Annotated in this window: 8 protein-coding genes; 5 read left to right on the forward strand and 3 right to left on the reverse strand. The window is 62.0% G+C overall.

The genetic code is table 11. From position 1 onward, the window contains the following. Positions 1 to 27 precede the first annotated feature (27 nt). From dxs to BK665_RS08210, 3 genes are all read right to left on the reverse strand, one after another. Positions 28 to 1,926, reverse strand: coding sequence for a 1-deoxy-D-xylulose-5-phosphate synthase (dxs, locus tag BK665_RS08200; RefSeq protein WP_123404457.1), 1,899 nt, complete (start codon positions 1,924 to 1,926; stop codon positions 28 to 30). Between the two features lie 91 nt (positions 1,927 to 2,017). Continuing rightward, positions 2,018 to 2,905 (reverse strand): (2E,6E)-farnesyl diphosphate synthase, encoded by an 888-nt coding sequence (gene ispA, locus BK665_RS08205; RefSeq protein ID WP_123404459.1) that lies wholly within the window; start codon positions 2,903 to 2,905, stop codon positions 2,018 to 2,020. Further along, entirely contained in the window at positions 2,902 to 3,144 is a 243-nt protein-coding gene (locus tag BK665_RS08210; protein WP_007894317.1) for an exodeoxyribonuclease VII small subunit, read from the reverse strand. The genes ispA and BK665_RS08210 overlap by 4 nt, the downstream gene beginning before the upstream one ends. 510 nt (positions 3,145 to 3,654) lie before the next feature. Between BK665_RS08210 and BK665_RS08220 the strand changes: the two genes are divergently transcribed. From BK665_RS08220 to BK665_RS08240, 5 genes are read left to right on the forward strand one after another with little or no spacing between them, the layout of a single operon-like run. After that, positions 3,655 to 4,446 carry a YfaP family protein gene (locus tag BK665_RS08220; protein WP_123404463.1) on the forward strand — a complete coding sequence of 264 codons (792 nt, stop codon included), beginning with the start codon at positions 3,655 to 3,657 and terminating at the stop codon, positions 4,444 to 4,446. 51 nt (positions 4,447 to 4,497) lie between these two features. Then, positions 4,498 to 6,222, forward strand: a complete 1,725-nt coding sequence (locus BK665_RS08225) for a DUF2138 domain-containing protein (protein WP_123404465.1) — start codon at positions 4,498 to 4,500, stop codon at positions 6,220 to 6,222. Then, positions 6,192 to 6,857: a DUF1175 domain-containing protein gene (locus tag BK665_RS08230; protein ID WP_375538925.1), complete on the forward strand. Its 666-nt coding sequence runs from the start codon at positions 6,192 to 6,194 to the stop codon at positions 6,855 to 6,857. Before BK665_RS08225 ends, BK665_RS08230 begins: the two co-directional genes overlap by 31 nt. Continuing rightward, positions 6,854 to 11,419, forward strand: a complete 4,566-nt coding sequence (locus tag BK665_RS08235) for an alpha-2-macroglobulin family protein (protein ID WP_123404469.1) — start codon at positions 6,854 to 6,856, stop codon at positions 11,417 to 11,419. Before BK665_RS08230 ends, BK665_RS08235 begins: the two co-directional genes overlap by 4 nt. Position 11,420: 1 nt before the next feature. Next, positions 11,421 to 13,040 (forward strand): DUF2300 domain-containing protein, encoded by a 1,620-nt coding sequence (locus tag BK665_RS08240; RefSeq protein WP_123404471.1) that lies wholly within the window; start codon positions 11,421 to 11,423, stop codon positions 13,038 to 13,040. The last annotated feature ends 2 nt before the right edge of the window (positions 13,041 to 13,042 follow it).

Below are 13,042 nucleotides of genomic sequence, written 5' to 3' on the forward strand. Positions count from 1 at the left end.
CGCTCCCACAGGGTTTTGCGTGTGGCTTTAGATATTGAGCAGTTGCAGGCGCTCACGCACCGACGCTTCAATCCCGGCCTCGTCCAACCCGCACTCAGCCAGCATTTGCGCAGGCTTGGCGTGTTCGACGTAGCTGTCCGGCAGGCCCAGGTGCAGCATCGACTTGAGGATGTTTTCCCGCGCCAGGAACTCGCTGACCGCGCCGCCGGCGCCGCCCATGATCGCGTTCTCTTCGATGGTGACCAGCAACTCATGGCTGGCGGCGATTTCGCGAACCAATTCTTCATCGAGCGGTTTGACGAAGCGCATGTCGACCACGGTCGCATCCAGCGTCTCGGCAACTTTCAGCGCCTCGGCCAGTTGCACGCCGAACACCAGCAGGGCGACTTTGCTGCCCTGGCGGCGAACCACGCCCTTGCCGATCTCGATCGGTTGCAGGTCTTTCTCGATCGTCGCGTTCGGGCCGTTGCCACGCGGGTAACGCACCGCCGCCGGGCCGTTGTACAGGTGGCCGGTGGTGAGCATTTTGCGCAGTTCGTTTTCGTCGCTCGGGGTCATCACCAGCATGCCGGGGATGCAGCGCAGGAACGACAGGTCGAAACTGCCCGCGTGGGTCGGGCCGTCTTCGCCCACTAAACCTGCGCGGTCGATGGCGAACAGCACGTCGAGGTTTTGCACCGCGACGTCGTGGATCAGTTGGTCGTAGCCCCGTTGCAGGAAGGTCGAATAGATCGCCACCACCGGTTTCGCGCCTTCGCAGGCCATGCCCGCGGCGAAGGTGACGGCGTGCTGCTCGGCAATCGCTACGTCGAAGTAGCGCAGCGGGAAACGTTCGCTGAACGCCACCAAATCCGAGCCTTCCTTCATCGCCGGGGTAATCCCGACCAGTCGCGGATCGGCGGCGGCCATGTCGCACAGCCATTCACCGAACACACCGGAGTACTTCGGCCCGCCGGATTTCTTCGGCGCAGCGGCGGGGGCATCCACCGGTTCGAGCTTGGTGATGGCGTGGTAACCAATCGGGTCGACTTCCGCCGGGGCGAAGCCTTTGCCTTTCTTGGTGACCACGTGCAGGAATTGCGGGCCTTTGAGATCGCGCATGTTGCGCAGGGTGGCGATCAGGGTGGGCAGGTCGTGGCCGTCGATGGGGCCGATGTAGTTCCAGCCCAGCTCTTCGAACAGCGTGCCCGGGACCAGCATGCCCTTGGCGTATTCTTCGGTACGCCGGGCGATTTCCCAGGCGCCGGGCAGGCGCGACAGGACCTTTTTGCTGCCTTCGCGCATGCTTGCATACGTGCGGCTGGAAAGGATTTTTGCCAGGTAATTCGACAAACCGCCGACGTTGCGCGAGATCGACATGTCGTTGTCGTTCAGGATCACCAACATGTTGGCGTTCACTTCCGGCGCGTGGTTCAGCGCCTCGAAAGCCATGCCGGCGGTCAATGCGCCGTCGCCGATCACCGCGATGGCCTTGCGATCACTGTTCTGCAGGCGGGCGGCAATGGCCATGCCCAGCGCTGCGCTGATCGAGGTGCTGGAGTGGCCGACGCCAAAGGTGTCGTACTCGCTCTCGGAACGACGCGGGAAGGCTGCGACGCCGTCCTTCTGGCGCAGAGTGCCCATGCGCTCGCGACGGCCGGTGAGGATTTTGTGCGGATAAGCCTGATGACCCACGTCCCATACCAACCGGTCGTCCGGGGTGTCGAACACGTAATGCAACGCGATGGTCAGCTCGATGACGCCCAGGCCGGCACCGAAATGCCCGCCGGTCTGACCGACCGTGTAGAGCAATTCCAGGCGCAATTCATCGGCCAGGGTTTCCAGCTCGGCTTCGCCTAACCGGCGCAGGCCGTCCGGCGTGTTGGCGCGGTCGAGCAGGGGCGTGGTCGGGCGCTTGCGGGGAATCTCATGAAACGTCGTGGGCATCAGGCGAATCGTTATAGGTATAGAAGAGGCGGCAGTTTACCTGATGCATCGGCCCCTGCCCACGCGTTGCTCTTTTTTGGCGGATACGCTGTCAGCTACGCCGTTCGACGATATAGCGGGCCAGATCGCGTAAAGGCTCGGCGGCCGCGTCAAACGGTCGCAGCGCATGCAGGGCCTGATCGCGCAGTTCCAGGGCGTAGACCTTGGCCGCGTCGAGGCCGAGCAGGGCCGGGTAGGTCGGCTTGTCGCGTGCGATATCGGCGCCCTGGCGTTTGCCGAGGGTTTCGGTGTCACTTTCGACGTCGAGAATGTCGTCCTGCACCTGAAACGCGAGGCCGATGGCCTGTGCATAGGTCTGCAAGGACTTCAGTTCGTCCTTCTCGGCCCGACCGCTGGCCAGGGCACCGAGCTTGACGCTGACCTCGATTAACGCGCCGGTCTTGTGCCGATGCATGTATTCGAGGGCTTTCTGATCCAGCTTCAAGCCGACCGAACCGAGGTCGATGGCCTGACCGCCGACCATGCCCGCCGGGCCTGCCGCCAACGCCAAAGCGCTGACCATTTGCAGACGGATCTCGGCATCCGAGGTGCTCAGGCGCGGGTCGAGCAGGGCGCTGAACGCCAGGCTCTGCAAGCCGTCGCCAGCGAGGATCGCGCAAGCTTCATCAAATTTTTTGTGGGTGGTCGGCTGGCCACGACGCAAATCGTCGTCGTCCATGGCCGGCAAATCGTCGTGCACCAGGGAATAGGCGTGGATCAGCTCCACCGCACACGCCGCGCCGTTGGCCTGCTCAGCCTTGCCGCCCAGCGCTTCGCACGCGGCGTAGGCCAGAAGCGGACGCACGCGCTTGCCGCCATTCATCACGCTGTAGCGCATGGCGTCATAAAGGCGAGCGAGCTCGGGGCCTGGCGGGTTGAACAGGGTGTCCAGTGCAGCATTGACGCGGGCCTGGCTGGTCGCCGAATACGCTGCAATCATTCTGGCTGATCCGCGTCGAAGGGTTCCTCGGCCAGCTCGCCATCACGCTCGAGCAGCACTTGAACCTTTTGCTCAGCCTGGGCCAGCGCTGCCTGGCAATCGCGGGTCAGACCGATGCCTTGCTCGAAAGCCGTCAGCGAATCTTCCAGCGACAACTCGCCGTTCTCCAGTCGCTCTACCAGCGTTTGCAGGTCAGCGAGGGATTGTTCGAAATCCAGTGCAGCTTTTTTGCGGGCCATGGCGGCTATTTCCGGTTGACGTTAAACCGGCGCGACACTAGCAGACATGGGGGTTATGGGCAAATGAGCGGCCACTTTCAGAGCTGTCCCAGAGGCATCGCCACAATCCCTGTGGGAGCGGGCTTGCTCGCGAAGAGGGCGTGTCAGTCACCATTATTACTGCCTGATACACCGCATTCGCGAGCAAGCCCGCTCCCACAGGTGAATCTTTACCTGACAGGAGGTGGTGCAAGCCCTCTCTCTAAAAGTGATGTCACTTCGGGGGCATAGAGGGTATTCGGCTCATTTCGTGAGCCGAATAACCAATCTATTCGGCTCACGCGCAATAATCATCGTGATTTCCACCACAAATAAACATGTATCCGATTGTTAAAAAACCGCCAAATCGCTAACCTTCGCGCCTCTACGACCCAATAGTCACGGGTCTTTCTGACGAAACGCAGTTTTTTGCATCTGTAACGCGCCGAGGATCGGGCGCAAGGTTTCGTTGTGCATGGCAGGAGGCGTCACATGCGTTGTTTTCTTTCACTGCTGATCACGCTGGTCTGGGCCTGTGCGGCTTGGGCCGAGCCCACGGCCGAGTTGTCGGAGCCGGTGGGCGGCTGGCGCTATAACGGCTTGCTCGACCGCAGTGAAAACCCTCAAGTCGCTTATCCCACACCTCCCATCGACCGGGGCGTGCAGCGCAATCGCACGATGATCGAAGGACAGCTCAAGGCCATTGGCACCCAGCGCGGGCCACATACCTTGGCGGTCAACGGCAATCCACTGAACCTGTACACCGACGACGAAGGGCGTTTCGCCCGGCCGTATGCCTTTGGCGCCGGCTCCAACAGCGTCGAAGTGCGCAGTGCCGAAGGCAAATCCCTCAAGCGCGTTCAATTCTATGAAGCCAATAACCTGCGCACCCCGGCGCGGATTCGCGTGGTGCTGGGTTGGGACGACCCGAAAGCCGAACTTGACCTGCACATCATTACCCCGGACGGCCAGCATGCGTTTTTCGCCCACACGGCGTTAACCAACGGCGGCGGCCTCGACCCGGATGGTGTCGATGGCCCCGGCCCGGAAATGTTCACCATGACCGCGCCGATGCATGGCACCTATCTGGTTTACGTGAACTATTGGGGCAACTTCGGCAGCGAAGGCTATAACTTCGATGAGACCAGCAACCAGAACGAGGTCATCACCTCGCAAATCAACCTGGTGCTCAACGAAAACACCGTCGACGAAAAACGCGAGACCTTCATCGTGCCCCTGCGGGCCATCGGTGACCTGTTGCTGGTCAAGACTTTCAACTATTAAACATCCCGCTCCACGGATGAACTGCTGAGCTTTGGGAACATGAGCGTGAACATGAGCGATAACACGATTTCACCAGCGGCTACCCCGGCCGCCGAAACGCCTGCTGCCAAAACGCCGCGTCGCTGGCCAGCCGTGCTGATCGGGCTGTGCCTGGTGGCCGGCGTCGCGGGCGGGTTGGGCTGGTTCATGCACAAACCCAAGGTGCCGCTGGCGCAGTTGGCCAGTGACAAACTGGGCATGAGCCGCCCGGACGGTCTGCTGGAAACCAACTCCTTGAGCCAATTGCCCAAGGACTTGCTGGCCGTGCCGTTCCTCAAGGAAACCCTGACCGAAGATTTCGTCTTCTATTACGAAGCCCATGCGGATCGTCTCGGCTTGATTGGCAGCTTGCGCCGGATCATTTACGAACATGACCTGAAGCTGCAGGATAGCCTGATCGAGCAGCTCTTCGATCAACCGGCGGACGTGGCGCTGTGGCGTGGGGCGGATGGTCGCCTCAAAGATTTCCTGTTGGTGATGGATCGCGGTGGCCTGGCCAAACTGCTGGAGCCGCTGGCCAAAGTCGCGCTGGATGACACGCAACTGACCCAGGTCGGCAGCGTAAAAGTCGGCGCCGATGACGTGGCGCTCTATCAACTGACCTACAACGCCACCAAGGCACTGTTGTTCGCCTCCCATGGCGACAAACTGGTGGTGCTGTCCAACCCGACCAAACTTTACGATGCGGAAACGGGTGCGGCTGAAGAGTCGGGCAGCGTTTCCACCAAGTCCATCGCCGCGCTGCTCAATGGCGACAAACTGTTCCCCGAAGCCTTCGGCCTGCAACCCCGCGCACCGGAAGTGAAACAACGGCTGTCGGTGAATTCCAGCGTATTGGCGATGGGTTACCAGCGCTTTATCCCGAACTTCGCCGGCCTGCGCTTCGACATGGACGACAAGGGCTGGCACAGCTTCCTCGCCATGGATGAACTGGACAACCAGCCGGACTTCGATTTCAAACCGATCTGGCAAGCCATGCCGATGGGCGCCAGTGCCTGTGTCGCCTTGCCGCTGGCGGCTGAGCAACAGAAACCGCTGCTGGTCAAACTCGGCGCCGAAGAAAAAGTCGCCCAGGCCCTGACCGAACACATGGCCGGCGCGGCGGGTCTTTGCTGGTACGCCGATTCGCGTCTGTACACGCCGCTGCTGGTGGCCAGCCTGAATGACAGCGACAGCGCCAAGCTCGACGGTGACTTGGGCAACCTGTTTGGCTCGATGGTCGGCGCCTATGAAGGCAACGTCGAAGAACACGCGTTCCCGGTTGTGGAGAAGAAGGAAGGCGAAAGCCATCAGTGGCAGCGTCAGGTCAGCTCCAACTTCGGCCCGTACGCGGCCAAGGATGCCGAGAACCCGGATGCAATCACCGGCAAGGCGTTCATGAAAGTCAGCCTCGCTCGTCACGGTTCGACGCTGCTGTTTTCCCTCGACGATAAACTCGTGGACAAGGCCCTCGGCACCCTCGACAAACGCTTCCCACCGATGGCCGATGTGGTGCCGAAAGACCTGCTGATGCCGGTCTACTTCGGCCCGGATTCCATGGCGCAACTGATGCAACAGGAAACCCTCGACAGCCTGCCCCAGGACATGGAACCGGTGTTCTACAACGCCGCGCAAACCTACCTGATCCCGAAACTGCGCAAGCTCGGCGGCTACGGCAAGTACGCGCTGACCCTGCCTAAAGGCAGCGAGCCCGACGGCCACTGGCAATGGCTGCCGCTGGAGTGGAAAGCCCTGTGACAGCCCTTATCCGAGGCCTCGGCCTGCTGGCGATGTTGCTGGGCAGCCGGGTGTTTGCCACTGAAGCCGCGCCGCTGGATGCGCAGCAATCCCAGGTGTTTCGCGCCTGGTTTGTGCGCATCGCCCAGGAACAACTGACCCAAGGCCCGAGCCCGCGCTGGTTCCAGCAGGACTGCGCGGGCCTGGTGCGTTTCGCCGCCAACGAAGCGTTGAAAGTCCATGACGACAAATGGCTGCGCAGCAATGGCTTGTCCAACCGCTACCTGCCGCCGGAGTTGCAACTGAGCGAGACGCAACGCGGCCTCGCCCAGCAATGGCAGCAGGGCGGCGGCAAGGTCGGGCCGTACGTCAACGCGATCAAGTTGATTCAGTTCAACAGCCATCTGGTCAGCCGCGACGTGTCCCAGGCACGGCCCGGCGATTTGATGTTTTTCGATCAGGGCGACGACCAGCACCTGATGATCTGGATGGGCCGCTACATCGCCTATCACACCGGCACCACCACCCCCACTGACAACGGCATGCGATCCGCGAGCCTGCAGCAACTCATGACATGGAAGGACACCCGATGGATACCCGACGCAGCCAACCCCAACTTCATCGGCGTCTATCGACTGAACTTTCTCTCCCAATGATCGGTGCCCGCATGCTGCGTTTACTGCCTCTGCTGTTGGTTTTAGTGCTGCCGTTTTCGGCGGTCAACGCCGAAGACACCGTCGAGCCAAGCGGCTATACGCCGGTGGCCGGTGAAAGTTTCTTTCTGCTGGCCGACAGCAGTTTTGCCGCCGATGAGCAGGCGATGGTCCGTCTCGAAGCGCCGGGCCGCGACTATCGCCGGTTCCGCATGGAGCCTTATGGCGGCGCCGACATTCGCGTGTATCGCATCGACAAACCGCTGGATTTCCTCAAGCGCCAGAAGAACCTGCACCGCGTGGTCAGCGACGGCCAGTTCAAGGGCGAAGGCCTGTCGAACACCCTCGCGTACCTGTGGGATAACTGGTATCGCAAATCCCGTCGCGTGATGCAGCGGGCGTTTTCCTACGAGTCGCGCAAACAAGTCACCGAGGAAGTGCCGGAGCTGAAGATGGGCACCGCGATTGCGGCGCCAACGCCTTACGACGCCCAGCCACAATTCGCGCTGATTCCGGGCCTGCCGGTTGTCAGCCAATTCCGTTATCCACTGTGGGAAGCCAAACCGATCCAGCCGCCTGCGGGCGTGAACCTGGCCGGTTCGTCCAGTGAATTCGTCAGCGTTGCGCCGGGCAATGTGTACATTCCGTTGGGTCACCTGAAACCGGGCCTGTACCTGGTGGAAGCGCTGATCGGCAAATACCGGGCGACCACCATGGTCTTCGTCTCCAACACTGTGGCGGTGAGCAAAATTGCCGGTGATGAATTGCTGGTGTGGGCGGCGCGCAAACACGAAGGCAGTTCGGTGCCGAAGGTCAATGTGCTGTGGACCGATGGCCTGGGTGTGATGAGCAGCGGCGCCACTGACGCCGATGGCTTGCTGCGCCTGAAACACGTCAGCCCCGAGCGTTCGTTCGTGATCGGCGAAGACGAAGAGGGCGGTGTGTTTGTCTCCGAGAACTTCTACTACGACAGCGAAATCTACGACACCAAACTCTACGCGTTCACCGACCGGCCGTTGTACCGGCCGGGGGATTGGGTGTCGCTGAAAATCGTCGGTCGCGAGTTCAAGAACGCCCGGGATTCCGTGGCGCCGAGCGCTGCCGACGTCAACGTGACGGTGCTCGATGCCACGGGCACGGCGCTGCAATCGTTGGCGCTGAAGCTCGATTCGAAGTCCGGCACCCAGGGCCGTTTCCAGTTGCCGGACAACGCGGTGGCGGGCGGTTATGAACTGCGTTTCAGCTACAAGGACCAGGCCTACAGCAGCGCCTTTCGCGTCGCCGAATACATCAAGCCGCACTTCGAAATCTCGCTGAACCTGGCCAAGCAGGACTACCGCACCGGCGAACCGGTGAAGGGCAGCCTGGTGCTGTTGTACCCGGACGGCAAACCAGTGGCCGACGCCAAATTGACCCTGAGCCTGCGCGCCCAGCAACTGTCGATGGTCGATAACGAGCTGCAATACCTCGGGCAATTCCCGATTGAGCTGACCAGCACCGAACTGACCACCGACGCCAAGGGCAACGCGACCCTCGACCTGCCGGCGGCTGACAAACCGAGCCGCTACATGCTCACCGTGTTCGCCAGCGATGGTGCGGCGTATCGGGTCAAGACCACCAAGGAAATCCTCATTGATCGCGGCGCAGCAAGTTTCAGTCTGCGTGCGCCACAGCGGTTCAGTGCTGTGGGTGACAAGGTTGCGTTCAGCTATCTGAATGAAGGCGGTAGTGAGCAGAGCAGAGCGGTCACCCCGAGCAGCTACAGTTGGGTGCGTCTGGAAGACCAGACCACCGGTGACGGCAAGCTCACCGCGAAAGACAAAGGCTTCAGCGTGGCTTTCGCGCGGCCGGGCACCTACAACCTGACGTTGAAGGATGACCATGGCCGCGTGGTTGGCGCGACCGGGCATTCGGTCACCGGCGAAGGCGTCAAAGCCGTGCCGGGCACCGTGGAAATCGTCCTCGACAAACCCGAGTACAAGGCCGGCGACGAAGCCATGGCGTTGATCACCTTCCCGGAACCGGTCAGCGATGCGCTGCTGTCCCTGGAACGGGACAAGGTCGAGGCCACCGCGCTGCTGTCCAAGGGCAGCGACTGGCTGAAGATGGAAAAACTCAGCGACACCCAATACCGCGCACGCATTGCGGTGAAAGACAACTTCGCACCGAACCTGACCTTCTCCGTGCTCTACACCAAGGGCGGGCAGTACAGCTTCCAGAACGCCGGCATCAAGGTGATTACGCCGCAAATCGACGTGGCGATTGCTACCGATAAAGAGTCGTATCAGCCGGGGGATACCGTGTCGGTGGACCTGACCACGCAGTTCGCCGGCAAGCCGATTCCGGCGCACCTGACGGTCAGCGTCGTCGACGAAATGATCTACGCGCTGCAACCGGAAGTCGCGCCGACCATCGACCAGTTCTTCTACCACCCGCGCCGCAACAACGTGCGCACCAGCGCCAGCCTGTCGTTCATCAGCTACGACGTCGCATTGCCCGGCAGCCCAGGCGCGCCGGGCAAAGCCAACCGCAGCGAGCGGGGCGTGAAAGTGCTGGAGCGGCCACGTCGTGAAGACGTCGACACCGCCGCGTGGCAGCCGGAATTGATCACCGACGCCAACGGCAAAACCCGCTTCACCTTCAAGATGCCGGACTCGTTGACCCGCTGGCGCATCACTGCGCGGGCCATCGCCGATGACGGTCAGGTAGGGCAGAAGAAGCAGTTCGTGCGCTCGGAAAAGCCGCTGTACCTGAAGTGGAGCGGCCCGACCAAATTCCGCAATGGCGACAAACCGGCCCTCGGCGTGTTTGCTTTCAGCCAGGCTGAAAAACCGGTCAAGGCTGAGCTGGTGATCCATTACGGCGGCGCCGAACAGCGCATGCCGGTGACCCTGAACAGCGGCATCAACTACATCGCCCTGCCAGCGTTTGCCCTGGCGAGTGGCGACTGGACCGCCGAACTGGTGCAGGACGGCAAGACCGCCGATGCCTTGGCCGTGCGCCTGAGCGCGACCGGCGAAGGCTGGCAGGTCACGCAAAGCCAAGTGGTGGACGCGGTCAGCGGCGATACAGCGCTGACCTTGCCGGCGGACGCGACAGACATTCGCCTGCGACTGGATGACAGCCCGCAAGCGCTGTTCCGTTCGGCCCTCGATGATTTGCTCAGCTATCCGTACGGCGGCGTCGAGCAGACCGCCAGCCGTTTGCTGCCGCTGAGCATCGCTTATCCATCGCTGTCGTCGAACCCGCAAATCCGCGATCGCTTGCGCCTGATCATGCAAAACAGCCGCTTGCGCCTGGTGCAAATGGCCGGACCATCGGCGAGCTTCACCTGGTGGGGCATGGACGGCGAGCCGGACGCGTTCCTCACCGCTTACGCCTACTACGCCGACTGGTACGCCAGCAAAGCGCTGGAGCTGAGCCTGCCGCCGGAGCACTGGCAGCGGGTGTTGGAGGTGTATTCCAAGCAGGCGAAGAACACGCCGCTGTTGCAACGGGCGCTGATCCTGTCGTTTGCCAAGCAGATGCAATTGCCGGTGAACACCTTGCTCAGCGGCTTGATGGATGACCTGGCGAAGGCTGGCGACGGCAACGCGGCGAACCTGATGGACGATGGCGAAGACAGCCTGGTCATGAGCGATCCGGATTCGGCGCTCGGGTTGGCGGCGGCGCGTGCGCTGACGGCTTCGTTGGCCAAGCAATCCAAGGTCACGCTGCCCGATGCATTCAATCGCCAATTGCCGGATGCGCAACAACGTCTGGCCGTGAGTTCGCAGCCATTTGCCGAAGCTTTGAACCTGTCGCTGCAAGCCTTCGATCAGGCCCACGCGCAACAGTTGTTGCAACGCCTGCTGCCACAGCAATCGACCCTCGAACGCGCTCTGGCGCTGAGCTGGTTGCAACACAGCATCGAACAGGCTTCGCCGACCATCGCCCTGGCACCGGGTGAAGGCTGGAAGAAAAACTACGGTGATACCGGCGAGATGTACTGGACGTGGCAGGGCGCTACGCCGGTGCCGGCAGCCTTGTCGCTGACCGGGACCCAGGAACGTCCGCTGCGTGCGGCGCTGAGCTATCAGACCAAACAACCGGCAATCGACCCGATGGCGGTGACCATCACCCGTCGCCTGTCGCGTCTGGTGCCGGGTGACGAAGCCTTCGAATTCAAACTCGAGGCGGTCGGCACCAAGCCGTTGTCCAGCGACAGTTTGTATCTGGACGAAGTGATCATCACCAGCAAGGCCGCGAAACCGCTGCGCTACGGCATGATCGAAGTGCCGCTGCCACCGGGCGCCGATGTCGAGCGCACCACCTGGGGCATCAAGCTGATGGGCAAGGCTGGCACCGAACCGACGGCGTTGGAGAAGGCGCGTTTTGAGCCGGGTCAACTGGCCTACGCGATTCCGGTGGATGCCTTGAGCGGTGAATTGCGCGTGCGGCATCTGGTGCGCTTCTCGCAGAAAGGCCAGTTCAATCTGCCGCCGGTGCGTTTCACCCAGGTCTATGCGCCACAGCATCAGGCCCAGGAACAGAAACCGGCGCTCGGCCAGGTCACGGTCAACTGACATGACCCGGCCTCTGGTCTGGTGGCTGCTGTGTTTGCTCCCTGCGCTGGCGACAGCGCAGGACGAACCGTTGCGACTGGGCTTCAAGGGTGAATTGCTGTCGTTGAGCCGGACTCAAGTGATCTCCCGCGAGCCGTTGCCCCCCGACGTGCAGACGCCGTTAGGGAGTTTGTGGAAGTTGTTTGTCTACGGCTGGCTGGTGGATACCGGTGCGCGGGAATCTGCGTATGAGTGTCGCGGGCAGTCGAAAGAAGAGGTTTATTGCTGCACGGCCGGCGGCAAGATTGGCCGCGATCAGGCGTTGGTGAAGTCGTGCGGGTTGTACTTTGAACCTGCACGATTGGGTATTAATGACGCTGATTGGCGCATGTATTGGCAGGCGCGACAGGCGCCGGAGTGGTTGCTGAACTTGCCGTCGTTGCAGCCTTCGACACGAGTTTCCGTAGCGGAACTGCTGAAAGTGCTGGCCGTGATGCCAGCACAGGATCAGGCCCGGCGAGTGTTGCTGGATGTGGTGTTGAACGCCGCTGACGGTAATGTCGTGGGCGAACTCGGTGGCCGCTTGCGGGTGAAAACCTGGAGCTGGTTGGCGGATCAGGATCCTTCTTCGCGTCAGGGCGGGTTTGCCGGTTGGACCGTGGATGGCACGCCGATCTGGGCCGGTGGGCGCGGGACCAGTCAGATGGTTCTGCGTCATTACGGTGGGGCGTTGGCGTCGGTGTTGCCGGTGGATTGGCCGGTGGATGCGGGGCGTTGCGTCGAGGTGGGGCTGTTTTCCCGTTATCCGATCGGGCGTGTGTTGGCCGGGGATCGGGTGGTTGGATCGGGTCCGTTGCAGGGTGACTATCGCGTCGAATTTGCCAATGGCAATCAGCTGGACATCCACAGCGACGGTGAGCTGTTTTTGGTGGGTGAAAAGCTTGTGGCCCGCCTGGACCGCGAAGAATACGTCGCCCGGGTTCTTCAGCGGGAAGCCAAGTCCGAACCCATTGAGGCCGCCAAAGCCCTGGCCATCGCAATCAGAACCTACCTGCTGCAAAACGCCACCCGCAACGGCGACTGCTTGAGCATCGACGACAGCAGCAACCGTCAGCGCGTCGCCCCGCGTCCGGCCACCAACGAATCGCGCAATATCGCCGCGTGGACCACCGATTTGGTCCTGGCCGGCAGCACCGTTACCTACCACTCCGACCAGCCCGGCCCGGACAAACTGTCCTGGCAACAAGCCATCGAACAAGCCAACGCCGGCCAGCGTTATGACGCCATCCTGCTGCACGCCTACCCACGCGCCAGCCTCAGCCGCTGGGACAACCCCGTCGCCTCCTGCGAAGCGTTGCCCGCCGCACAAGACTGGCTGCAAACCCAGCGCCGGGGCTGGCGTGCGCGATTGGAAAGCGAGGTCGGCTACAACGAAGTCAACACCTTCGCCGTCTGCCGCCTGGCCTTCGGCCGCCCCTATGTCGACCGCGAACGCCAGCGCATCTACGTGCGCGGCGTGCTGTCCCTCCAGGACCGCCTCGACCTGACCCACGAATACCTGCACCTGGCCTTCGAAGCACATCCGAATGGCCAGGATGAAACCTACATCGAAGGGCTCGCCCGCCACCTCTTGCTGGAATAGGC

Origin of the sequence: Pseudomonas frederiksbergensis (genome assembly GCF_003732665.1) — a bacterium.
Lineage (GTDB): Bacteria > Pseudomonadota > Gammaproteobacteria > Pseudomonadales > Pseudomonadaceae > Aquipseudomonas > Aquipseudomonas frederiksbergensis_G.

Bases quoted from the DNA above. Each gene is read 5' to 3' on its own strand.
- BK665_RS08230 (WP_375538925.1), top strand. From the start codon at position 6,192: ATGGCTGCCGCTGGAGTGGAAAGCCCTGTGACAGCCCTTATCCGAGGC.
- dxs (WP_123404457.1), bottom strand. From the start codon at position 1,926: ATGCCCACGACGTTTCATGAGATTCCCCGCAAGCGCCCGACCACGCCC.
- BK665_RS08220 (WP_123404463.1), top strand. From the start codon at position 3,655: ATGCGTTGTTTTCTTTCACTGCTGATCACGCTGGTCTGGGCCTGTGCG.
- BK665_RS08225 (WP_123404465.1), top strand. From the start codon at position 4,498: ATGAGCGATAACACGATTTCACCAGCGGCTACCCCGGCCGCCGAAACG.
- BK665_RS08235 (WP_123404469.1), top strand. From the start codon at position 6,854: ATGATCGGTGCCCGCATGCTGCGTTTACTGCCTCTGCTGTTGGTTTTA.
- ispA (WP_123404459.1), bottom strand. From the start codon at position 2,905: ATGATTGCAGCGTATTCGGCGACCAGCCAGGCCCGCGTCAATGCTGCA.
- BK665_RS08210 (WP_007894317.1), bottom strand. From the start codon at position 3,144: ATGGCCCGCAAAAAAGCTGCACTGGATTTCGAACAATCCCTCGCTGAC.
- BK665_RS08240 (WP_123404471.1), top strand. From the start codon at position 11,421: ATGACCCGGCCTCTGGTCTGGTGGCTGCTGTGTTTGCTCCCTGCGCTG.